Source organism: Candidatus Tisiphia endosymbiont of Beris chalybata (genome assembly GCF_964026555.1).
Classification (GTDB): domain Bacteria; phylum Pseudomonadota; class Alphaproteobacteria; order Rickettsiales; family Rickettsiaceae; genus Tisiphia.
In genome coordinates this window covers 307,404-331,712 of sequence record NZ_OZ032159.1, presented here as the reverse complement: position 1 = coordinate 331,712, position 24,309 = coordinate 307,404, and the positions used below count along the sequence as shown (strand labels likewise).

The 24,309-nt window shown below is 35.3% G+C and carries 16 protein-coding genes, 1 tRNA gene and 1 pseudogene; 5 read left to right on the top strand and 13 right to left on the bottom strand.

Annotated features, from left to right (window positions below; all coding sequences use genetic code 11):
* Window positions 1-39: 39 nt before the first annotated feature.
* A complete protein-coding gene (locus AAGD44_RS01655; protein ID WP_341764305.1) occupies window positions 40-2,400 on the top strand; it encodes a palindromic element RPE1 domain-containing protein in 2,361 nt (786 codons plus the stop codon).
* On the opposite strand, the gene AAGD44_RS01650 is transcribed toward AAGD44_RS01655, so the two are convergent.
* The 7 genes from AAGD44_RS01650 to pbpC all read right to left on the bottom strand — a co-directional run bounded on the left by AAGD44_RS01650 (window position 2,397) and on the right by pbpC (window position 12,177).
* Window positions 2,397-3,011: a hypothetical protein gene (locus AAGD44_RS01650; protein WP_341764304.1), complete on the bottom strand. Its 615-nt coding sequence runs from the start codon at window positions 3,009-3,011 to the stop codon at window positions 2,397-2,399. The genes AAGD44_RS01655 and AAGD44_RS01650 overlap by 4 nt on opposite strands.
* Window positions 3,011-4,711 carry a pentapeptide repeat-containing protein gene (locus AAGD44_RS01645; protein ID WP_341764303.1) on the bottom strand — a complete coding sequence of 567 codons (1,701 nt, stop codon included), beginning with the start codon at window positions 4,709-4,711 and terminating at the stop codon, window positions 3,011-3,013. Before AAGD44_RS01645 ends, AAGD44_RS01650 begins: the two co-directional genes overlap by 1 nt.
* Before the next feature lie 34 nt (window positions 4,712-4,745).
* Window positions 4,746-6,164 carry a sigma-54 dependent transcriptional regulator gene (locus AAGD44_RS01640; RefSeq protein ID WP_341764302.1) on the bottom strand — a complete coding sequence of 473 codons (1,419 nt, stop codon included), beginning with the start codon at window positions 6,162-6,164 and terminating at the stop codon, window positions 4,746-4,748.
* Window positions 6,165-6,619: 455 nt separating this feature from the next.
* Window positions 6,620-7,600, bottom strand: a complete 981-nt coding sequence (locus AAGD44_RS01635; protein WP_341764301.1) for a hypothetical protein — start codon at window positions 7,598-7,600, stop codon at window positions 6,620-6,622.
* Between the two features lie 277 nt (window positions 7,601-7,877).
* A complete protein-coding gene (locus tag AAGD44_RS01630) occupies window positions 7,878-8,558 on the bottom strand; it encodes an HdaA/DnaA family protein (RefSeq protein WP_341764300.1) in 681 nt (226 codons plus the stop codon).
* 2 nt (window positions 8,559-8,560) lie between these two features.
* Entirely contained in the window at window positions 8,561-9,616 is a 1,056-nt protein-coding gene (locus AAGD44_RS01625) for an AI-2E family transporter (RefSeq protein WP_341764299.1), read from the bottom strand.
* 65 nt (window positions 9,617-9,681) lie between these two features.
* Window positions 9,682-12,177: a penicillin-binding protein 1C gene (gene pbpC / locus AAGD44_RS01620; RefSeq protein WP_341764298.1), complete on the bottom strand. Its 2,496-nt coding sequence runs from the start codon at window positions 12,175-12,177 to the stop codon at window positions 9,682-9,684.
* Window positions 12,178-12,201: 24 nt separating this feature from the next.
* On the opposite strand from pbpC, the gene AAGD44_RS01615 reads away from it, so the two are divergent.
* Entirely contained in the window at window positions 12,202-13,086 is an 885-nt protein-coding gene (locus AAGD44_RS01615; protein WP_341763539.1) for an IS982 family transposase, read from the top strand.
* Between the two features lie 124 nt (window positions 13,087-13,210).
* Here AAGD44_RS01615 and AAGD44_RS01610 read toward each other — a convergent pair whose 3' ends face one another.
* The 4 genes from AAGD44_RS01610 to AAGD44_RS01600 all read right to left on the bottom strand — a co-directional run bounded on the left by AAGD44_RS01610 (window position 13,211) and on the right by AAGD44_RS01600 (window position 19,041).
* A complete protein-coding gene (locus AAGD44_RS01610) occupies window positions 13,211-14,377 on the bottom strand; it encodes a hypothetical protein (RefSeq protein ID WP_341764297.1) in 1,167 nt (388 codons plus the stop codon).
* Complete coding sequence (locus AAGD44_RS01605) at window positions 14,353-15,039, bottom strand: hypothetical protein (protein ID WP_341764296.1); 687 nt, start codon at window positions 15,037-15,039, stop codon at window positions 14,353-14,355. The genes AAGD44_RS01610 and AAGD44_RS01605 overlap by 25 nt, the downstream gene beginning before the upstream one ends.
* Window positions 15,017-15,166 carry an alpha-2-macroglobulin family protein gene (locus AAGD44_RS07795; RefSeq protein WP_410521003.1) on the bottom strand — a complete coding sequence of 50 codons (150 nt, stop codon included), beginning with the start codon at window positions 15,164-15,166 and terminating at the stop codon, window positions 15,017-15,019. Before AAGD44_RS07795 ends, AAGD44_RS01605 begins: the two co-directional genes overlap by 23 nt.
* 317 nt (window positions 15,167-15,483) lie before the next feature.
* Window positions 15,484-19,041 carry an MG2 domain-containing protein gene (locus tag AAGD44_RS01600; protein ID WP_341764295.1) on the bottom strand — a complete coding sequence of 1,186 codons (3,558 nt, stop codon included), beginning with the start codon at window positions 19,039-19,041 and terminating at the stop codon, window positions 15,484-15,486.
* Between the two features lie 477 nt (window positions 19,042-19,518).
* Between AAGD44_RS01600 and AAGD44_RS01595 the strand changes: the two genes are divergently transcribed.
* Window positions 19,519-19,595 (top strand) — tRNA-Arg (locus AAGD44_RS01595).
* An 8-nt stretch (window positions 19,596-19,603) separates the two neighbouring features.
* On the opposite strand, the gene AAGD44_RS01590 is transcribed toward AAGD44_RS01595, so the two are convergent.
* On the bottom strand, window positions 19,604-20,230 hold the full coding sequence (locus AAGD44_RS01590) for a helix-turn-helix domain-containing protein (RefSeq protein ID WP_341764294.1): 627 nt from the start codon (window positions 20,228-20,230) through the stop codon (window positions 19,604-19,606).
* A gap of 56 nt (window positions 20,231-20,286) precedes the next feature.
* Here AAGD44_RS01590 and AAGD44_RS01585 point away from each other — a divergent pair, with 56 nt between their 5' ends.
* The gene (locus AAGD44_RS01585; protein WP_341764293.1) at window positions 20,287-20,433 is read left to right on the top strand and encodes a palindromic element RPE1 domain-containing protein; all 147 of its coding nucleotides are present in this window, start codon (window positions 20,287-20,289) and stop codon (window positions 20,431-20,433) included.
* Window positions 20,421-20,770, top strand: a pseudogene (locus AAGD44_RS01580) (transposase); the annotation flags it as partial. The gene AAGD44_RS01585 and the pseudogene AAGD44_RS01580, both read left to right, overlap by 13 nt.
* Before the next feature lie 39 nt (window positions 20,771-20,809).
* Here AAGD44_RS01580 and AAGD44_RS01575 read toward each other — a convergent pair.
* Window positions 20,810-23,389: an ankyrin repeat domain-containing protein gene (locus tag AAGD44_RS01575; protein WP_341764291.1), complete on the bottom strand. Its 2,580-nt coding sequence runs from the start codon at window positions 23,387-23,389 to the stop codon at window positions 20,810-20,812.
* Window positions 23,390-24,309 lie beyond the last annotated feature (920 nt).

Here is a 24,309-nt window from a genome sequence, read left to right as displayed (position 1 = left end):
AGTTCCTAGAGTATATAATGATAGCTTGGGGGAGGTAACATGTCAACGCTGCAAGAAAGACCACAGCAAATAAAGTTTGAGGGATTAGAACCCTATCAGCGCAAAGAATCTGGAGCAAATGACGCGGGAATAGCAGGAGGAATATATAAAGATGAAAATGGCAAGCTCTCGATGGTTAAATGTGAGAGTGATCATAGCAAAAATATTGCTGAATTTCTCGGCTCACAATGTTTTCAAGCCCTAAGCCCAGGCTCTGGAGCGCAAGTGTCACTTATTGCGCCTCAATCTATCAGTTACAAATACTATACAGAAGGGGGGATTCAAGATGATGGCTCAAATATATATGTAAAATCTGACTTTTTAGAGAATTACAGTAATGACATGTATAAAGACATGGACGAGAACATGTCAGACACAACTAAACCAAATGACTGGCTTAGAAAAGAGGGCAGACCTTTAAATATGGGCAGCAGAGAGTTGTTGGCTAAAACTCTTACTAATGCTTTTATAGAACTAAACTATCAAGATTTTGAGAAAATAGCTCCTGCAAGTTTAGTAACAAATGATTTTGACATCCATACAGGCAATATAGGGGTTATTAGAAATCCAAATAATTTAACGGAACCACCTAGATTAGTGCGGATAGATTTTGCTGCCAGCCTTAATAAGTTGGAGGATAAAATACATCCACATTCTATTAGTAGACACCTTCCATTACTAGGCCCCACTAACCATTATAGAGAATTTCCTGATTTTTTAAAAAATAATAATTTATTTGCCGACAGCTTAATCAACACCGCAAAAATTAACCTAGACCCAACCATTGATAAGGCTTTCCAAGAATTAATACGTTATTACAATAATGAAGCATTAGTCAATTGGGCCCGAAAGGCTATGCCTCATAAATTCCATAAGGTAGCAGCAGAAACAATTACAGTAGAAGATATCAAAACTAGCTTTAAAGATGTAATGCAAAAAAGGCAAGGATCTTTGGAAGAATATGGAGTGCAAATTAAACTGGGCCTTTTAAATAACGCAAAGTCAATTGATGAAAATCAATTAAAGCAATTAATACGAACACATTTCTCCTATTTTGATACTATAATCAGTTCTAATAATAAACAAAAATTCAAGACAAGATTTAGAGAAGCGTATCAGTTTACCAATAACCTTTCTCAAGTTTTGATAAAAATGATCACTAAATTGTTCTATATGATAATTAAAGAACAAGGTCAAGAAGAAGAATTGCACCCAAAAATTTCTCATATAGCTAAGAAAGCTCTTCCTACATCTCCTACTTCTATAGAAAATGCTGCAGCAGGTAATCTCCCCTCCTTGCTTACTACGCAACTGAAAGGTAAGACGATAGCTCAAGAAGTAAAAACTCCATTAGTGGCAGCAAAGCCTATAAGTGCCGCCCCCCTCCCCCCAGCTAATGCTAAAATAGTCAATGCTAAAGAGGATACTAGTTCGCAATCCATTTCCTCTATTGAGGGAATGAAAAAAACCATCTTACCTCTTCAGCCCAACAATATTATACAAGATAGAGACATTAGGCCTCTTTCGAAATTCGCGTTGAGCAGGGAATTTGAAGGAGATGAGGCGCGCAAAACCGCAGCGTACGGGCGGGTATGTGAGGATTCGAGCCTAGATTCATTGTCCCAATTACCAGTAGAAATAGAGTTTCGAAAGAGGTCTATCCCTCTCTCAAATGATTTTGCAACTGGGCGCGATGGAGCGAAGCCTATAGATAATAAGCGAGCATTGAGCAACGACGCATGCAACTTCATATCAGAGAAGTATATTATACAAGATAGAGAGTCTACAATAACCGCAGACCACAAAGGGATAAAGGGAGTAAAAGAAAGCGTAAGCCAGTCTATATTTTTGGGTTACAAAAATGACCAAGAAATCGACATTATAATAGAAAAGCTAGATAAAAACTTAGAGGAGAAAAATGTTTCAACAAAGATTGAGCTAATAAAGGCTACCCTAGCAGATGAGAGTATATTACCACAACAAAAAATAGCAATATTGCAAGAAATAGCAGTGCTAGAAGATACAAGAAGAAATGCTCTAATTCAAATTAGCGCTGCAGACTCTCCCCCGCCTGACGTCGCCTCTTTAATAGCAGATAATGTAAAATTTAAACGGTTTATATTCACAAACATTAGTACATATGGTGCTGATTCTAAATCCAATTTTGCTAAGGAATTTGCAACAAAAAGGCAGCACAAGACCCCCATCCCCTTAAATGTACCGCCTGATTCAAGCCTAGGATTATTACCCCAATCACAGGCAGAATTAGAGTGCCCCAAGAGGCCTCATCCCTGCATAAATGCAGGTCCTTCTAATGATAAAAACCTTAGTCGCAGTAGAACACTGACTCGCCGTGGTTAGGGCCAACGATCCCACAAATAAGCGGGATTATCATCACCAATTTTAACAACCCCACGCTGGTCTAGATCTATATAAACCTCGTTACTAATAGGCAAAGTATAGATGGTGTTATGATATTTGGTGACAACAGGGCACTCTTTTAACTGTTTACAATCAAAAATTAATGGCGTACCTGGCACTCCAAATTTTACTAATTTACCATCATCTTGATAAATTATCTTCAAATAAAGGGCATTACACGGAAGGAGCTTAATCCCCCTATCATTATCTAAAATTAGCCCAATCTGTAAGGTAGTATCAGGTAGTTCTAACTCCATTTTATTTGGCAACTGAATAGACCTATAATTATAAATAGTAAAACTTTGATCCCAGTTTATTTTAACTGTTACAGGTTCTGATATTATTTTTTCATAGATTGATCCATAAATTTTACCGCCTATGTTTATTTCGTATTTAACACCTTGCTCTTTATCAAATTTTACAGGCTTAGCCTCCCCAGGAGTGGCTACCCCTTGAAAATACCCTAATACAGTGATAGTGTCCGCTTCCCCCATTGGAAACAAGCTCTCTTTGGGTTTCTGGCATTTCTTGTTCCATGATATATTAAACATTATTTTAGGCCCCTTGTCCCTTTTAAATTTGTCTTAACTAACGATATTTTATTAACAAATGCCTTATTAAAATTTGCGTTAGTCAGGTCGGCATTATTAAAATTTACGTTATAAATTTTTGCTGATTCTAAAGTACTATTCACCAGAGAGGAATTACTGAAGTCGACATTATTAAAATTTGCCATAGTAAAGTCACTATCGTGTAATGTACAATTTTGCATGACCGAATTAGCTAAGTTAACTTTCTTAAAAACAGAACCTGAAAAAACTGTCTCTTTAAAGTTTAGCCCAGTCAATACTAAACCTTGAAAATTCATCTTTGTTAGATCTTTTACTTGTTCTAAAGACTTGATAGAATATATAATATCTTCGGTTTTTGCTTCCCCAAAGCCTTGACTATCTATAATAATGTTTCTTTTAAAATCCGAATCAGTAAAGCTACTTTTTATATAATTAACATTATTAATTTGAGAATTAGAAATAGGCGAAGCCGCAAAAACTACCTCCTGAAAATTGGAATCTATTATAGCGCTCTGATAGAAAGTACTTGATATAAACTTATCCCCCACAAATGAAGTATTTTGAATTAAGGCTTTAGTCAAATTTACTTGTTTGAATTGAGTATCATGGAACGCAGAATTTATTATTTCACTATCAGTTAAATTAGCGTTAATAATACTTGCTTGTTTGATATAGCTATTATTTAATATTATTCCACTTAGGTTACTATTCGCAATCTCCCCCCCCGTCATATTCACTCTATTTAATTTGACGGATTTAGCACTACTATCTTTTAATACTGTCCCTCTTATATTATTTTCATTAAAATGGCTATTATCCAAAATACTATTTTGGATTGTTACCTGATTAAAAATAGCGTTATTAAAATTAGTATTGGTAAGGTTACAGTCTGCAATAATAGTATTGTCGAATTTTACTGCTTGCATTGACGAAAAAGCAAATAGACAATTAGTAATTTTTACACCTTTTAGCTGCACGTTATTAATAAAGCTATGAGTAAAATCAGAATTATTAATAATAGACCCCTCAAGGTCTGCGCTTGTTAAGTCAGAAGATTCATAATAACAGCCAGTCATTTGAGCTTCTTTAGCTATTATTCTTCGTAAATCAGCCCCATAAAAAATTGAATTAGAGATAATAGCATGTTTAAAGCTAGCTTCAACTAGATTATTTTTCTGAAAATTAGAGTTAGTAATAGTGCTTTCATCAAAGAAAGCGCTGGTAAATCGTGAATTTTCAAAATTGACTTTTTCTATATTAGTTTTAATAAACTCCGTACCTTCAAAGTTAGTTTGAATAAAACTAGCATCCTGAAAGGTAGCATTCCCAAATATAGAAGCTTGAAAATCTGAACCAAACGATGATACTTTTTGCAGGTTACAATTTGTAAAATCACTTTCTTGAATTACTGATTTAGTAAAAATTGCCTTTTCAAAATTTGTTCCTGAAAAATCTACCAGAGATATTTCACAAAAGCTTAAATCCACTCCTGACAGATCTTCCTTAATTAACTTAACCCGCAGTAAATTTAATCCTCTTAGATTTGTGCCAAATTTACCCTTAATGTTTACAGGTAACCGACGTTTATTTTGCGCCTCTATGTAATCCCTAATAACAGCGCTTTGGCTTGGAGACAATAACCCATGCTCATCTCTTTCTGGTGCAGAGCAGCCGCTCACGAGTACTAATTGAAAGACGAAGAGTATACAAAATTTATAAATTCTCACTATATTCTTCATCATGAAATTTATTACTAGGAATATGTAAATTAAGTAATTTTAACTTACGATGCAATGCCGACCGCTCCATTCCTACAAATGAAGAAGTTTTAGAGATATTATTATTAAATCTTGTCATCTGTGCTGATAAATACTGTCTTTCAAATACTTCTCTTGCTTCTCTAAGAGGCATAGACATCATGTCCAGGTTCTCTTCTTGCTTACTGATGCTCGGGCCATTAACTAAAATCTCAGCGGGGATCATATTAGGTCTGATCAGCTCGCTATTATTAGAGGTTAAGGGATTCATAATTAAGGTCCACTCCACCATATTACGCAGCTGTCTTATATTACCCGGCCAGTTATACACTTGCAAGGCGGCAATCGTTTCATCGGAGAATTCCCGCACCTTTAAACCTGAAAATTTGGCAAGCTGTTTGATGAAATATTTCACTAATATTGGTATATCATCTTTTCTCTCATATAACGATGGGATTTTAAGAAAAGTGACATTTAAACGATGATATAAATCTTCTAACAAACTTCCTTTAGCAATTTCTTCCGGTATATTTCTAGAAGTAGCCGTAATAAATCTTACATCAAGTTTTACGGATTTATTCCCTGCTTTATCAAATGTTTGCTCTTGTAAAAATTTAAGTAATTTGGCTTGTAAAGCCAAAGGCAGAGCTATTATTTCATCAATATATAAAGTGCCATTATTAGCTACTTCTAATACGGATAAGCGCCTTACGCCGTTTTCTTGCTCCTCATATCCTCCAAATAATTCTTGGTTAATTTTTTCAAGGCTCATACATATAGGGCTGAATACCACAAAGGGTGCATTAGCACGTTTTGATTGTTTATGAATTAACCTAGCTGCCAACTCTTTACCGCTGCCAATTTTACCTTGAATCAATACCCTGCTAGTAGTTAAAGCAATTTTATCAATATCTGCTTTTAGCTTAGTGGTGATAGGAGAATTGCCTATTAACTCAGCTTTATCAATCACCTTGGATTTTAAATTAATATTTTCTCGTTTTAATTTGGTTACTTCACACGCACGTTTTAACAAGATTATGAGCTTATCATGCGTAAAAGGTTTTTCTAAATAGTCGTAAGCTCCCATTTTAATAGCACTTACCGCTGTTTCAATAGTGCCATGGCCGCTTATTACTATAACCGGGATTAAAGGATAACGTTTTTTCACGATCTCTAAAATTCCCAGCCCGTCAAGTTCGCTACCTTGTAGCCAAATATCTAGAATTATCGCAGAAGGAATTTTATCATGCAGCATTTTAAAGGCTTGAGTGCTATCAGCGGCTGTACGCGCCGTAAACCCTTCGTCTTTTAAAATATCTGACACTAAATCTCTAATATCTATTTCATCATCAACAACAAGAACATCTAACGACATTGTGGACATGAACCTACCCTTAAAAGCTAATTATGAATTTATACGTTAATAGCTAATAGCAAAGAAAGCAACTACTTTTATAACATTTTTGTCACAACTTTAGTAGGGGTTGTGTTAAAATAGATTACTTTTCTGGATAGAAGGGGGTTTGAAAAGTTGAAATTTATGGGTAATAAGCCAAGAATTGGGGAAGAGATTATAGGTGAAATTAATGTACAAGGTAGAGGGGGATATTTTTAAAACATAATGACTTTCCTGCATAAATATGTTCTTCAGAAATAGAAGAACATATTTACCAGAAATTAAATCTCAAAAATAATAGTAGCTAAATCCCATTCGTAAGATTTAAGCAACGGAATCGTGAGTATAGCTTATATCATTATGATACATACACGATAGTATATGGCCAGCATAACAGCCATGCATACTTAAAGATAAATACCCTGTACGCACCCTTAAGGGTCTATACTATCAATAATTTGTGAGTTGAAATCACCTAACACTTTTATAGGCTCTATAGTGTCAGATTGGTTATTGAGAAGATCAATATAGCTTGCTCCCGCTGCTTGCCGCTTAAATGCTACCTCTCTCCACTCATTATCAGATGGGTTCAGAAGAAAAGGCTGAGCCATTTGATGGTCTGGCACAGGCGGAGCGGTAGTAGTACTACAATCCTGGGTTTTCTTTGTTACCCCTTCAGATTCCTCGTCCTGTGGGGCAAGGTTATAAAGGGCCGTATCTTTGCTAGGATTCTTCCGCATTGGTTGCATTTCTGTATCAACAGCTGTTCCACCAGCCTGCGGGTGGGATACATGGGGATCCGAATTTACCACCATCTTCATACCCCAACTATATAGCTTTTTGGCTCCCTGGCATCCCAAGGATCCAAGTGCCACGAACCCTATTATGCTTAAGCTGGCCATAGTAGCAGTAAACCATGGATGATTTTTTAGAGCAGACACTAAATCATTAGGGTTATTTGGTCCATTTAAAGCAGGGGTAAACGTACTAGACATAGGAGCACCCCTAACAAAGGGCTGGAATGTAGAGTGGTTATTTTCCTGGTACCACGCTCTGAAGTCTTGTATTCCATCCGGCAGCCCCTGATCCCCCTCAGTAAGTATTAAACCTATATCCTCTGTTATATTCCTTGGTTGTGCCCCACGCCAAGATTCTTGTATTCCGCCGCCAGTATTGTTTGAGTCTATAGTATTATTAGCAGGAACGTTAATAAACTCATTCAACTCATCTACAAGCTCATCAAACTCACCTGCACCACTACCTGGTTCTTGATTAGTAGACTTACTATTACTCTTTTTTTCCGGCTTCAGATTCTCTTTTGTGCGCCAATTGGAATTATTAGTACTTGTGACTGACGAGTCTAATGTCTTGCCCAGAGGGCTTCCAGCATGTCGTATCTCCTTTAAGGGTAGCATATCCTTTATCTCCTTCTTAATTAATATAAATTCTTTTAACCAACAAACCTGTCTTTTTGGTTTTTATTTTATCAAAACTACCAAACTACAGTTGTGGTTGCATAACGATTAAAGTATTAATGTATATATTAAAATATTAATATTTTTTAATCGAGGGCAATATAAAATATTAATGAAAATAAAGCAAGTGCTTTATTAGAAAAATTGATAGAAAAAGATATTTTAAGACACAAAAACTTGTAAACAGGAGATAGGAAAAAATTAGACCTGGGGATTTTCAGTCACTAGAGGCGTTAGAGAGCACATTTTTAATCAAAGAAATAGTAATAGCATGTTTATGGACTAAAGCAAAATGGGTGATCTTGGCTAGTGTTTTTATTATTTCGGCACATTGCCGAGGCAAATGAGTTAATAAATATTTGATTACCTGCTCGTTCACCATGATTGAATGCTCAGAAAAGTATTTAAAAATTAATTTCGTTATTAATTCATCATCAGCAGGGTTAATCTTTATCTGTAAGCTGGCATTAATCCGCGAAGATAAATCCGGCAAGGCAAAGCTATTAGTCAAACTACTGGTAGTCATTAATAAATATTTACCCGACTCATTGAGTAAATTAAAAGAATGAAGTATTTCGCGCTCTTCTAGCCCTTCTATATCCTCTATAATAAAAGCATTATAACGTGAGATTAACTCATTGCTTAATATATTTAAATCTTTAGTAATAACCAAAGCATCCGTTAAACTTTGCCATATTTTAGTAAGATAGGTTTTACCAGAAGAAGAAGGGCCGTAAATTAACAGTACCAGCTCATATGGTTTTATCCCCCAAATATTAGGCCAATTATTAATTGCTTCATAAGCGGCTTGATTAGAAGGGGAATTAATAAAATTATCCAGAGGATATAAAACATTATCAAATAACGGTAATATATATTGCTGTGAATCTTGGATCATGTTTAAGACTTATAAAACTTACTAGATTTATATAATTCAATAGTGCTTAAAAATAACACTTTTATTATACCTGCCATAGGCACCGCAAAAAATATCCCAATAAAACCAAATAAATTACCAAGCGCCAGAACCGCAAATATTATCCATAAAGGGTGTAGCCCTATTTTATCTCCTATCATTTTAGGGGTTAATATATAACCCTCAACCAGCACGCCAATAATATATATAATAGCTATATAAAATAATTTATTCCCTATCCCTAAAGCAAAGTAACTCACTATCATTGTCAGGAAAAAAGTTATAAATACCCCCACAAATGGGATAATTATAGAAAAACCAGATAAAACACCTAACAATACGCTTAAATCCACCCCAACAAGCCATAAGGCAATACTATAATAAGTTGATAATAATAAACAAATATTAAGTTGTCCCCTTACATAAGCAGCTAAAGTATTATTAATAGCAGTTAACATTTGCTTAATCTTTTGTTTATTTTTTAGAGGCAATAAATTATCTATAGTCGTGATGATTTTACCCCAATCTCGTAGAAAATAAAATAAAATAATAGGAATTAATACCAGGATCAGAAATACATTGATGGTCACCATCGTATAATGCCAAATATTATTAGCTAGGCTAGTCATCATAGAGAAGAGACTATTAGCCAAATTATTAATTAAATCTTTTATTTGATTAGCTATGGATGGTTCTACTGCTTGAATTTTAGCGGTAATAAGGGGAATTAATTCTGTTTGTAAATAATCTTTATAAGTAGGAATTTTACTAATAAGCAACGTTATTTGTTGATATATTATTGGTAATATGACCGCTACCACCACAATAAAAATACTAACAAATAAGCCAAAAATTATCGCCACTATCATATTTCGCGGATATTTATGGCGGTGGGAAAGCTTATAAATTACTGGTTGTAATAAGTAAGATATTACCCCGGCAATACAAAAGGGCGTTAAGATATCCGAGATTAATATTAAAGAAGCAATCAAACCCCCAATAATGATACCCCAAAAAATGGCTTTATCTAAAACAATCATTTTAATCCTTTATAATTATAATTTTTATAAAACTTAAATTTTCTTGCAAAATCCCTTCACAGGACCTAATTGCTGGTTATTATCAATTGCGTATCACTTGCTCCATTATTATCCACCGCCCGTAACACCATTTTGCCCGGTTTAGCTGTCCATGATAATGGTTGGTTGGGGGTTGTTCGCCCTATCAGCTTATTATCAACGAACCAAAAAATTTCCTTGGCTCTAGAATCCGTATTGGCAGATAAAATTATTTGATTGTTATTTTTTAGTGAATATATAACATTCTTTAAGGGAGAAGTAATTTCTAATTTTTTATAACTAACCGCTAAAGGAGTATGATCATCCTCTTCCTTGCCTAAAATATTAGGCTCTTTAGATAATAGACTTTTTTCGCAGCTTACTCCTGCTGGGAATTGGCGGAAGATTCCGGTGCGGGGATCTTCACATGACTCAGGGCGCCCTGCGGTTTGGGGCGATAAGACGCCTTCACCTTCCCTGCTTGGCGCCAATTCTACACGAGGTATATTAGTAGTAGGTAACACAATTTTTTGATATATACCAGTTGGTTTTATTGGAGAGACCCCTGGAATAAACCAAGTGATAGCTTTCACCAAGCATGAATTATTATTTACCTCTCCCGTATCGGCACATACTGCTACTTTAGTAATTTTTAGTTCCGGGTATTTATTTAACAATAGATCTTCACTAGCTTTTTTATCTACTATAGCATTTATGATATTAAAAAATAAGGGGGCGGCTGTCTTGACTCCAATAAATGTTCCTCTAGTATTTCCTTTAAAATCGCCCACCCATACTGCAAGTACATATTTTCCAAATATTCCAATAGCCCAGCTATCCCGAAATGAGCTTGAAGTACCTGTTTTCCAGTAAACTGGTAGCCTGCTATTAAGGTTAGCCATATTATAATTAAATCCTGGCTGCCCTATATCTTTTAAAATATCTAAGGTTAAATAGCTAGCTTCCTTACTTAAGAGTCTCACCTTTGGCTTTATATTCTCTCCTTCCCCTTGTAAGGGGTGGTGGGGTGGCACGACGGGGCTGCTGGTGTTGACGTAGGTTTGACTATTATATTGCTTTTGCTCCTTGTGGGCACCTGTAGCCATTTCCTGAAATTGACTAGATATATTATTATCTCTAATTTTGTTAAGGTTTTGATATACCCCTAAATTCGCTAGCATAGCGTATAACTTTACTAATTCTTCCATAGTGACTTCCACCGAGCCCAGAGCCATAGTTAGTCCATAATAGGGAAAAGCTTTTAGTTTAGTAATATTAGCGCTGCGCAAAAATTCATAGAAAGTTGGATAGTTAAGTTGTGAAGCAAGATATAAAACCGGGATATTTCTGCTTTTGATTAATGATTCACGAACACTAATAGGACCCATGAACTTACTATCAAAATTTTCTGCTAGGTAATTACCGTATTGCCGTGGTAAATCTTGCAGTACCGTTAAAGGATGGATTAGACCTTGATCAAAGGCTAAAGCGTACACAAATGGTTTAAGGGTTGAGCCGGGAGAACGTTTAGCCCTGGTCCCATCAACTTGACCATCAATAGAGCTGTTAAAGAAATCCGCTGAGCCAACACTAGCTAATACCTCCATATTAATAAAGTCAATAAGTAGAGCTGCGCTATTACGTATCCCATAATTACTGTATGAATTTACATAATTTGTTATTTGTTTTTCTAAGGTAATTTGTAAATCCTTATCTAAAGTTGAGGAAATAATGTTACTACTATAATTAGCAAGCAAGGATAAAGTAAATTGAGGTGATAAAAACGGTAATTCTTTAGTAGAGTTAAACGTTATGGGTAAGTGAAGAAGCTTTTCATATACTTTATCTTCGAGGTGGACTTGCACCCAACGATTAAACAAACGTTTTCTGGTAAGCATTATCTGCTCAGTATTAAAGGTGCCGTTACTTTGGGGAGATCTTTTAACAGGGTGCTGGGGTATTATTGCAAGGGTTACGCTATCAATTATATTCAAATCCTTTACTGGCCGCCTAAAATAGATATAGCTTGCTGCTCCCACCCCTTCAATATTCCCTCCATAAGGAACAAGGTTTAAATACGCTTCTAAAATTTCATTTTTTGTGTAATGTAACTCTAAATGTATTGCTTTAATAATTTGCCATAATTTTCCTATTATATTCTTTGAGTTAATAGCAAATTTTATCCGCGCTACTTGCATAGTAATAGTTGAACCCCCAACCTTTCGGTTACCTGTAATATAGGTCTTAACAAAAGCATTTAACAACGAGCTAGGGTTTATTCCTATGTGGCTATAAAAATATTGATCTTCATATAATAGAATAATTTGTATTAATTTTGGAGAAATGTCAGTAAGAGGCACATATAATCTATATTTCTGGTCTAACGAAAGTGACATTCTCATGAGTTCACCCTCTCTATCAAGCACTACCCTTGAGAAACTTGCCTCGGTCAGCAAAGGGGGCTTAATAATAATCATATATGAACGCCATGTTCGACTTTTTTTTAAGATTGACAAAAGAATAGGATAGCCTAATAAGGTCATAGTTCAATTATCGAGAAAGAAGCTATGACCCTAGAAGAGTTTATCATTACTGTGTATTGTTTCATAGAAGAAAAAATGACTATAATAACCAAAAATATCAAAGTAAGGAAAGCAGGATTTCCACCTTGCTTAAGTGACGTGGAAGCATTAACAATGGAAGTGGTGGGAGAATTTATCGGTTTGCACCAAGACAAGCAGATATGGGAATATTTTAAACGTCATTTTCAAGAATGGTTTCCCAATCTAAAGAGTAGACCGTCTTATGTGAAGCAATGTAGCGGTCTTTTATCTATTAAGAACATGCTGCTTGCCGACTTGTTTAAGAGTGCAAGCAAATCAGATCTGCATATGATAGATGGGGTACCGATTCCTGTAATAAATTTGGCCCGAGCAACGAGAGGGCGATGTTTTAAGGAATACGCTGACTATGGGTACTGCGCTTCGAAAGATAGCTATTATTACGGTTTTCTAGGACACGTATTAATTAATGAAGAAGGTCGAATAGCTGGATTCATGATAACTCCTGCTAATGGGTCTGAACGTGAAGCTCTGCAAGTAATGTCTCCTAATATTAGTGGCATGGTACTGGGCGATAAAGGCTATCTTGGTCAGGATTTAAAAGATGAGTTGGCCACCAAAAACATTGATTTACAAACACCTTTAAAAAAGAATATGAAGGATAATAGATCCAAGAATTTCCTTAAATGGATTACTGCTACTCGTCGTTTAATTGAAACTGTTATTGGTCAGCTTACAGAACGTTTTGCTATTAATGCTATCAGAGTTAAGAGTTACTGGCATCTACAATCTCGCATCGCTAGAAAATTACTTGCTCATACTATTGCTACATTTTTGACAAAGTCTTTAAAACTTGTGCCAACACAACTCGAAAAATTAGTTACCTGCTAAAAAAAAGTCGAACATGGCGTTATATGAGGTAATACCCCCTAGCAATATAGCGAAGAACATGAAGTAAGGCGATGTGATGATTAGTTTTCGGAAATGGTATAATTTTTTGCGCAAGGACCAACGGCTACTCAATGACTATACTACCAATAACACCTCTCGAATAAATACTAGGGATATACATAGACTCCCCATAGCAGGCGGGAGTAGTAAAAGTACCTTTATTTACTGCCTTAATCTTGTATTGATATTGCACTTTATAATCCGGGACTGAACCAAATATTACTACTCTATCATCTCGCTTATCAACATAATATGGTTCCCAGCTTTCTAACAATTTTGTTTTAATATTCGGCGCACTGTCTAACTCAAAACCACCTGGCAGTAAATCTACTACTGCTATATTTGGTAAGGTAGCATTACTTGCGGACCGGATAGTTAATAAAACGTTTACTGTACTGCCGAGTTTAACTTTGCTCACTGGTTCCCCTTGTTCGTCCACATACTGCCTATCAAGCTCAATGCCGTTTTCCTCCCTTGTATCTCCTACCTTCTGATCGAAACCTGCTATTATCAATTGGTAGAAGAAATTAGGAGCAGTAGAAATAATCTTCAACTTATTAGTTTCCACCCCTAGTTCAGTTGTAGTAATTCGTGCAGCTTTTAAATTGAGTTCTGGGGCCTGGGACGCTTGAGGACCATATTGCTGAAGTGTAAAATAATTATCTACAGTGCTGTTCATTGTATTACTGTAGGCTAAGCTGGCCATAATAGCATAGGATGAAGCAATAGTATTATACCCTGTATTGATCGAGTTTGCTATGCTAGCACTCAAGTCACGAGTAAACTTGTCTAATCTCTCAGGAAAATGTAGGGATAATAGATAAATATATTGGGAATATTTAATTAAATTACTATAAAAGCTGTAATTATAAGATGTTGGAGCCTGAACATCCGCTTTTATAGTAGCACTTAAATTAAATTGCTCTAATAGCTGATTAGCTTCTGGGATCATATGGAGCATCTTATAAGTAGCAGCGAGGTATATTGCTACTAAATCATTATGCCATTGATCTTTATAAGCAGTTTCTAAATAATTTATAACGTTAGCGATATAATGAGTAGTCACCACATTATTTCTAGTTAAAATGTAAATAGCATAAGCTTTCTCCCGCGCTTGATCTTTGGAAAACATTGCTTTATTAGCCATATTTTTTAGGTAATCAATACCAGCACTAAAGGTATGATCTGGTACGGGCAAGTTCTTCGTTAAAGCTTCAGTAAAGAAATGCATAGTGTATACTGTAGTAAAGTCATCCGAGGCCCCATAATTACCCCATACGCTAAAACTACCATCATATTTTGTCTCTCGCTAATAGTGGTGAATACTTGCGTTAGGCCTTCGTATAATTTTTTACGCTGCAGCTCTAATCCACTCACTAAATCCTGCTGATCATACAATAATACATTAGGAAAATTTTGGCTAACTAATTGTTCGGTACAACCATAAGGGTAATTATCTAAATATTCTTTAAGCCCAGTAATAATCCCAACTGGTAGTAGAGAAAGAGAGACTTTCACCTTCCCAAAGTCGGGATAAATTTTTCTAGACATAACAATATCTAATTCTTTATTATTGGTATAGCCAGTGTCAACAGTAGTAACCTTTGGGCTAGCAGGACGAATACTCGTAGTACTAGTTATTGAAGCCTTACTCTCGCCTAGAGCAGCAGTAATTTGGATGCTAGCGCTTCCCAATATCTCCTTAACTTTAACGCGTACTTGCGCAGTACTATCTTTTCCTTCTGCAATTAACATTTCTTTGGGGCAATCAAGTAACTCTAGATGGCTACTTGGCTGAGCATTAATTTGTACTTTAGCACTATTGCCTGATCCTGCTACATTATTAGCAATTGTGATAGGAATAGTAAATTCATCCCCAGGGGTGGCAGGCAAATAATGGTAGATTAGGGCTAATCACAAACTCGCCCTGCACTAATGTAGTCTCTGCAGTGCTCCCAATTGCCTCTTGATTACTTGCAACCGCCATTACTCTAATAGTACCGTTAAAATAGTCAGGGATCGGGAAACTTAATTCTTGCTCGCTCGTGGAAGAGTCGAGTACCCCCGACCAAAAGGCGACTGGTGGCTGTGTTTTGCGTTTAAAGGGGTTTAAATTTTTACCATAATCGATAAACCCCGTCGCCTGCGGCGCTAGAGTATCTTCTCAGCAGGGAATATTCCGGTAGGATTAGGTCTAACACGTGAGCAGTAGTTACTTCTAAAGCTCTACTATTAATAAAATAATTGATAGGGTTAGGAGTTTGATAACGACCAAATAATAATATACCTTCGTCAACCGCAAAGATGGCTATTTTCCCTGGCCTTTTAGTACGGTATTTAATACGTTAGATCGTGCCCCGGCTGTATTTTCTTGGGTACATCGATAATAATTTTTTGTTCTCGTTTCTCAATATTAGCAGTAAAGGGGATGGTCGCATAACTGAAAGGACTAATAAAAATATCACTTGAGGCCAGTGACCTAATAAACTGCACATTAATATAGCCTTTACCTTCAAAATCTTTAGGAACCGTTATTTTATGTGTACTATTACTAGTATGAGCTTTAAACCAAGTAAAATTATGCACTTTGTCCGTTTCAATAGTGATCAACCCATAACCAATATAAGGGGCAGTAACACTGACTTCTATTTCCTCGCCAGCCTTATAGTCTGCTTTATTGGTTTTAATTTTCAAGGAACTATTTTTAGTTAAGCTGGCAGATACGTTCCCTTCTCCTATTACGGTAAATTCTATATGTGAAAAGACCCTACCTAGTTTATCAGGGTCTTGTTTATCGCGGAGATAAATAGCATAATCTCCTACCTCTTGCGTTGAGAGCTTATACAGATAACTTAAACCAGTATTAGCAGCAATTACGCTTTTAGTGATACTGGTTTCTATGGGTAAGGACTGATAAGCATAACTACCATCTGCTTGGTAGGTTAAGCTATTAACATGATTTATCCTTTTTAATTCAACTTCTAGCTGAGGTATGCTAATTTTATTACCTTCATTATCTAAGGCAATAAATTCTAGATTACATTCGTCGTGCCGTTTAAGGTATGCTAGATTACTGCTTGGTTTAAACCCAATAATATACGGAAGTGGAGATACTAAAATTGTGTTAGTAGTTTTAACACTCCTACCAGAATCTGGCTCAAATCCTTCGGCCAAAAAGTCAACTCGATAGGTAGCATTGCTATATTGTTTGAGGTTTAAATCAAATTCTGTATGCCCATTATTATCGGTTATACTAGTATTCAGTTTTTCAGTAAAATGTCTTTCGTCTACCATCCCACTATAAAATATATAATCTTTATAGTCTGGCAAGCCTAGATTGGTAAAGCCTGTCTGTACTAAGTTAATAGTAGCTTCCACCGTCCTTCCAACCGCAGGGGAACCATACAGATTCAGTAAGTCCACTTCTACTGTTAGATTGTCTGGGGAAACATATAATTTTTTACTAGGCACCTTAAATCGAGATTGTATCTTCATCCTATCAGGTAAAAATTCTTCAACTTTGACTGCTACATTCCCGAGCATACTGCCCCTATATCTGTCCTTAGCAATATATAGAGCAAAATTATAGGTGCCAGTGGGAGAACTATCATTCGTTTGAAATAAATAATCTACCAACCCTTCCTTATTTAGAGTAATTTTTTTCTTGTCAAAGATTTGCCCTCTAGGGTTGGTTACCTCTAGCTCTAATGGCATATTTTCTAGGTTATTAGCAAAGTTCGCCTGCTTCACTATTATCCCAATATTACCCTGCTCCCCAGGTTTATATATTCCTCTGTCAGAAAATAAATACGCTTTTAAACCTTCTGCTGAAGCGGTGATACCTGAAACATCAAATTTTGAGTAATTTACCTCTCTATCCCTTCTTCCATAAGGCATAAAAGCAAGATCATTCTTATGTTTAATAATATATGCTACAGGAGATTTTTCGTGCATATAATTTCTAACATTTGGTAAAGAGGCATGTCCAGAACTATCAGTAGTCGCGGTAGCAATTGCCTGCCCGTTTAGTCCTATGATTTCCACTAGTGCTCCTTTTAATGGAGCTTGCTTTGTAATAGAAGATACAAAAATTTCTTGCATACCATCTTGTTGAATTTTGACTAAGAAGCCTATATCAGTAATTAAAATTAGTCTTTTATCTTGCACATTAGAATTAAGATCAGATATCTTTACAAAAAATAAACCTTTATTTTCTTCATTTCCTGCCGGGGCAAAAGATTTACTTTTCAAATATTGATTAAAATCTAAAGTAGAATATTGTGGAATATTTTTCACTTCTGAGTTTAATTCTCTAACTTCTTCAAAAACTTTAGATATATTATACTCATTAAAACTCCAATTTCGAAAGTTGGGTTGGTGAAATTTGCTATCTTGGTAAGTTTGACTAATTAGATGATTAATATTATGTTTAGCGATTTGATTTATTTCTATATTGAGCGTACTCACCCCTAAAGAATAAATTGACAGCTTTTTTTCTCCAAATAAAGATAGTAACGATCCTTCGGACATTATTTTAATTTCCGACAAGAAATTATTAACACGAATTATTTTCTGATAATCTTGCCCTAAAATCAAATCACCATACGATTTAGTGCCGCGTTTTAGTGTTAGCATTAAGAATCTACCTGGCGGCATATTAACTTTAATACTATTTGTACTTGAGTATTTTGTATAAGTAGGTAAGGAATCAAAATTCACTAACATACTTTGATCAAATACCTCTTTAGTTATTTCTGCGCTACTTTTCCATTGATAGTCTTTTTGACTGGGAGCGCCCATAAAAGAGCCAGCTTTATCTTTAGGTAATAATAATAGTTGCAAATTATTTTTTAATTCTTCAGGAGAAATTGGGACATTAGTATTAATAACAATAATTTGTTCTGGTATATTCTTTTCATTCTTCACAATAGTAAAATCGACGTTCTTGACCTTAAAGTAAGAATATATGTCAGGTATTAATGTTTGTTCGTGGTGTTTATGAAAGTTCTCTTTACCTACCATATATGTTCTATCCATTTCCTCTATATCTGAATGGCTCAGAGCTTTTCCTCCATATAAAGGCTTCACTCCTTCCGATATTACTAAAGAAGCAACACGTTCTTTATCAGTAAGAGCTGTCAGGGTAGTAGTAACCGTCGCTTCAGTTTTTTTATCGTTCAAGGTTATGGACAAAGGTAATAGGGATTGAGTATTTTCTACGCTCAATTTTAGTCTTTCTTCAAAAGATTTTTGTTCTACTGGATAATTCCATTCTATTTTAGCTTGCACGAATTTTTTCTCCAGATCATACTCATCTTGGATATAACCCATTTCTTTAATATTAGGCGCTAACGGTTGAGTTTGAAATGAGATAATATTATAGTTTAGAGAGGAAAAAATGGGCAAACTATTTTTATCAATCGTGATAGTATAATTTGTTTTAGCAAGCCAATAAGTTGCAGGAATAAATTCTATATGATAATTCTCATTAATTCTCCATTCTCCTCCAATATAGGGACTAATAGTAATACCTTTAGCAATTCTACCGCCATTTTCGGCAATAATTCTAGGCTTTGCGCAACGCTCAGTTATTGTGGCATCACATAATGAGATATATAGCTTATTCTTACCAAATAACTGGCCTAAGTAATATTTTTCTAGTCGGGGGGTGATAGGAGGAGTAATTTCTAAAATATTGGTTGGCTTATTATTGCCTGCAGGGGTGGTACTAGCGCTTAGAGCAATAGAAGGCATTAATATAGTAAGTAAAGCGAATATAATGATAGATTTTACTGTATCAAAACCCTTTCTTATACAAGGAGCCTTGGCATGTTTAAATGCAACTAAGTTCCACAGCCCAGGAACAATAATTGTACGAATAAGAGCAATAAGCATAGGTTTCCTTGAATCTAACACTATAAGGGCGACTAGTTTTATAAAGAAGTCTAATGTATAGGATATAAATAACTTTTTAGACTTATGTAGGAAGTCTATTATATACAGTATACATATTTTTAGATTAGCATCCAGCTCGAATTAACACTTTTAGAGAATTAATTGATAATTGTTTTATTAAAATCGGCCTAGGAATCAGTATTAGGCTTATTAATAGACTTGCTGCAACTGGCTAACGACCCTGTAACCATTAGATCCATCTTAACAACTACCACAAGACCCAGCAAATCATAGCTTTTTGATTGACAATTATTCTAGTTCGTTAGTATAATGCAAGCGTCTTAATTAATTGATAATCTTATATTTGATATCTGATTTTAAAATGATTTAGTACAGCTTGCCATTCTGATATAATTATTGTATTAACATTATAGGAAACAAACAGCCGTTTTTTCAAAGTATTATATCATCTATATAGCACCCGTAGCTCAATTGGATAGAGTATATGACTACGGATCATAAGGTTAGGGGTTCGACTCCTCTCGGGTGCGCCAAATATTACTTAACTAAGCATACCCAAATCAACATTTAGAACAAAGCTGAGCTTTTTTAGAGTATCTATTGTACCTTGTCTTGTACCTTTTTCAATAGCTGAGATATATTGCTTAGTTTTACCGATTTTGCTTGCTAGTTGCTCTTGAGAAAGTTCTCGTTCATAGTACCCTACGATTTTTGTAGGGAGGCAGAGTAAGTAGTAAGAAGTTCTATTTTTGGAGGTATTAATAAGGTGCGTATTAGTTGAGTTACAGCTATTAATGATAGATTGATAAAAGATATTTTTAATATGATCAAACCCGTAAGTAAATAATGAAAATAATTGTTTTTCAGTGGTTTTTTGGAGTTTTATACGGATTGGGTTTAGTGAATTTTGTATTAAGCCATTCTTAACTATTAAAGCTGAAGCAATAGTAGTTACCACCAATAATTTTTTGAATCTATCCAAATTTACTAAGTGACTTTTTTCAATATCAAAGCCTCCGCTTTTGAGATGCTTAAACAACCGTTCGATGGACCAGCGGTACCTATATAAAGCAAAAATATCAACTTCGACCTCAATTGATGACACCAAAACCATCAGTTCATTTTTATCATTTCTATATGCAGCAAAATTGACTTTTCTATCCCACAATATTCCAGCACAAACCTTATATTTTAAGGCTTTGAGATCATTAAATATTAGACCTCTTGCATAACCTAAAGATAATTGAAGAATTTTTAGGAGAAACGAAGTCGAGTACCGCAGCGTACATAGACGTACGTGAGGAACAGAGAGGAGTTTCGACGACAAAATTACCAATTAGATTAGGTTATGCAAGAGGTCTAATATGTTAACCAAATATAGTGCTGTTAAAAAAATATGGTCTGATATGGGTTACAAGGTAGCAAGTTAAAGGATTATATTAATAAAGAGTATGATATTGATTTGGAAATTGTTAAGAGAAAAACAAGGCATGGAGTTTGGGTTCATAAAGATACTCCGGTCCAGAGTTTACCAATTAAACAGTCGGGTTTTAAGGTTGAACCGCGACGTTGGGTAGTAGAGCGTACCTTTGGTTGGCTTGGTAGAAGTAGAAGATTAGCAAAGGAATATGATTTTTTAACTCAAACATCCCAAAATTTTATTTATATTGCTATGAGCAAATTACTTTTAAATCGCTTATTATTATAAATCTAGAGTTTTACAACAAGCTCTATTAAACGTTCTCCTTTAGACTTCTCCAATTGGTTGTATTTCTGCTTCAATAGATGTATTATGTGCTTCTTGGGTAACATCGTTCTTTTCATCCTCATTTATACTTTCTTCAGGAAAGTACTTTTCTGGGGTACTGCTTAAGAGAACTGTGTTGGTAACATCATCTAATATACTTACAGAGCCCTGGGTTAACTTCAACCAATCATCAGTTAGCTCAACTTTATCTAGACTAGCATTAATAATTTGGTAATGTAATTCATTCATATCGTTGGGATTTATTGACAAATCAGAATGTTTCAAAGATGGGAGGCTTTTTGCAGATAATATATCTTTGATAATTTTAGTTTTGAATACGACTTTGACCCCTTCTAGATGGGCTGGGGACGTTGATTTTCTGAAATATTCAAGCTTCTCTTGATCTACTCTTGCCCCATATGCAATAAATACTTTTATGGTATTAAAACAAGTTTTAATACGAGTACTATCCAAGTGTTGAGATATAAAACTGGAGGTAAGTAAATGATCTAAACACGTACCATGATCAGGGGGTGCGGTTACTTTATGCTCAATATTTGCTCCTTTTTGTAGTAATAGTTGCGCTTTTTTAGCATTCCATGGGTATATTGCATATACGAGAGGTGTCGCTCCTATGCTGTTCACACTATCTACCTCTAGACCCAATTCTAATAATTCTTTCAATATCAGTACAGATTTTGTAAGATGTAGGAGAGAATTTTTATAGACATCCTTAACATGCACATCTGCATCCCGGGCCATTAAAAGCTTTGCTACATCATGATATTGGGAGTATAAGGCTTCAGCTAAAGGAGTGCTACCTTCCTTACCTTGTAAATTAATATTAATATCCTTATCGAGCAGTTTTGATATAAGATCAATATCATTCTTATAAATAGCAAGATGCAAATAGCTATCACCCTTTTCATTTTGATCATTAATATTAGCGCTAGGGCATTTTTCAATCAGTTCTTCTGCTATTTTCCATTGTCGATTTATTAATGCTAAGTGCAAATTATTATTTTGAGTTTCCTCATCTGGTTCATACAAATTAACATACTTATTAATAAAATGTTCATAGAATTGATTAACTTGCCTAGCAGCTAATGCATCTAATGACCCATAAGAAATAGTTTTCTTTGGGGGACGAGTAGAGGCGCTGTTACTTTGTAATCCTGTATAGTCAATTGATGAGAAGTTGGTGACATCGTCACTCAATGCTGGCCTATTATATATAGGCGTCGTTCCGCCGCTCCTAGCACCAAATTCTCCTGAATTGACTATATCTTCTTCGACTCTCCCCTCTCCAACTTCTTCTTCATCGTCAGAACTTGCAGCTGAGTTATCGGAACTAGAGTCTGAGCTCTCTTTTTCATCTTTTATTGTGTTTTCTATATCTGATATAGTGATGCCATCAGAAAACTCTTCATCGTAATATTTAGCATCCCTATCAGCTCCATTCTCTGATGCGTTGTTTATGCCTTGTGGGTTGCCAATTATTGTTGTTAGAAATAGTTGGATAGTATTTGCTACCTTTTTTCGTATTTCATCTGGCAACATCTCTACATTAGGTTGAGTTAGATCTATTTTTTCTCCTGCAGAAAGCACTATTTTCATATCCTGCACATTTACAGGAAGTGCTGCTTTTAACATCTCAATTGTATCCTCTTCAGCATCATTTTGTTGAGCTAATAAAAGAGCTTGCTTATCTATCTTAGCACCTTTTTCAATCAATGCTTTTATTTCATCACAAGACCAGTGTTTGCTTTCTAACAGATTATGTAAAACAGTTCTACCATCTTTAGTTACAGCATCCACTTTAATATTTCTATCGAGCAATATTTCTAATACCTCCCCAAACTGAGATTTCACTGCAAGATGTGCAAAATTTTGACCTTGGTGATCTAGTGCATTTATATTAGAAGTATTATCAAGTAACAGATTTAATAAATCTACCCCTTCGTCCGGGAATACCGGCGGGGTTCCGACTTTGAATATATCATAACCAGCTATCCTGGATAACTTTCCTATAAATCCTTCTAATAAAGTATGCACAGGAAGTTGTCCTTTATTATTTGCTATATTTGCATAAGATTTATCCTTATCTAACAATTGTTGTGCTTTATGAAAACTAGCTTTAAAGGTACCGTAATTACCATACTGATTATACTCAACATCCTCATCTGATGCAGTAAGACCGGAATTAGGTATAGAACCTCCAAAATTAAGTGTAAGTAAGGCAGGGCCAATACCTACCCACTTATCAATATCTTTTTTACAGATAATATGTAAAGCAGTTTCTCCTGCCTTATTTTTTAGTGTTACATTACACCCTGGGGTAGCTAATAATTCTTGCATTATTTCAATATCATCAGCTTCGTTTGAGGCACTTACATTATTTTTAGATGAGATTATATGTAAAAGGGTATTCCCCTCATCATCTTGAGCATTTATATCTGCTCCCCTTTTTAACAACGTTATTACTGCCTGTCCATCGCCATTTTGTACTGCCTCGTGTAAAGGAGAATAATTATACTTTGTTTTACTACTTGTAGACGCTAGCTGTGCTGGGGAGTGCATATATCCTCATGATTAAAAAGTTAATAAAATCCCAATAACCACCAGCTGTAGCTGGGGGTTTTAACCAAAAATTGGGACTATACTCCTCTGATATGAATTTGCATGCATCGTTGCTCAAATAGCTTGCCTATTACCTATAGGCTCTACCATCGTACCTAGTAGCAAAATCATAGCAGAGGAGTATACTCTAGGAACTTCAAGAATTGGCGTCGTCGTGCCCTAAAGATCGAGGCTCCTCACGTACTAATATGTACGCTCCGGTGCGCGACTTTGACCCTCCTTGCTCTTCTTGAAGTACGAGCAGTATATATAAATTTCTAGTGTGATTTTAGGTATTTTGAAACTTAAAGTTACTATTGTATACCACATTAGTAATAAATAGCAATAGATTTTAACAGCAATTATCAGTGTAGGTTAGGGGTGGGAAGAGACCTGTTGATCCCTTTCTATTAGACTTGCTGCATAAGTCAATCTAGTGGAGGGCGATCTAGTGAGTGATTTTGTGGTCAAAACTTACTCCCACTCCTCAGTTGCGTCTATGTATAGTATAGTCCATTAAGGTGCGTACAGAGTATTTATCTTCAAATATACGCGACTACTATGCTGCCCGCACACTATCATGTATGTATCATAATAACCTAAGATATACTAATATGTACGCAGGTCGGCTCAGCTTTGTCTTTCCTAAAAATTCCTTAACTATTTTTGACTTATGCAGGAAGTCTATTAGTATCATTTAGTTAAAGTTTTGTTCTCCTAACACTAGCATGTTTAGTTGTATATTTGATTATGTTGGGGCTGGGAGCTAAAAACCATGCAAACAATCATGCCCTATCACCTTTACGCAGAAAAGCGCTATTGTATAGTGATAAGACTCCCAGCATAAAGCTCAGGAGTCCGATATTACAGTTCAGAAAAAC

Coding starts and splice junctions, on each gene's coding strand:
- AAGD44_RS01655 (WP_341764305.1), top strand. CDS start 40: ATGTCAACGCTGCAAGAAAGACCACAGCAAATAAAGTTTGAGGGATTA.
- AAGD44_RS01650 (WP_341764304.1), bottom strand. CDS start 3,011: ATGTTTAATATATCATGGAACAAGAAATGCCAGAAACCCAAAGAGAGC.
- AAGD44_RS01640 (WP_341764302.1), bottom strand. CDS start 6,164: ATGTCGTTAGATGTTCTTGTTGTTGATGATGAAATAGATATTAGAGAT.
- AAGD44_RS01635 (WP_341764301.1), bottom strand. CDS start 7,600: ATGCTACCCTTAAAGGAGATACGACATGCTGGAAGCCCTCTGGGCAAG.
- AAGD44_RS01630 (WP_341764300.1), bottom strand. CDS start 8,558: ATGATCCAAGATTCACAGCAATATATATTACCGTTATTTGATAATGTT.
- AAGD44_RS01625 (WP_341764299.1), bottom strand. CDS start 9,616: ATGATTGTTTTAGATAAAGCCATTTTTTGGGGTATCATTATTGGGGGT.
- pbpC (WP_341764298.1), bottom strand. CDS start 12,177: ATGACCTTATTAGGCTATCCTATTCTTTTGTCAATCTTAAAAAAAAGT.
- AAGD44_RS01615 (WP_341763539.1), top strand. CDS start 12,202: ATGACCCTAGAAGAGTTTATCATTACTGTGTATTGTTTCATAGAAGAA.
- AAGD44_RS01610 (WP_341764297.1), bottom strand. CDS start 14,377: ATGCATTTCTTTACTGAAGCTTTAACGAAGAACTTGCCCGTACCAGAT.
- AAGD44_RS01600 (WP_341764295.1), bottom strand. CDS start 19,041: ATGCTTATTGCTCTTATTCGTACAATTATTGTTCCTGGGCTGTGGAAC.
- AAGD44_RS01575 (WP_341764291.1), bottom strand. CDS start 23,389: ATGCACTCCCCAGCACAGCTAGCGTCTACAAGTAGTAAAACAAAGTAT.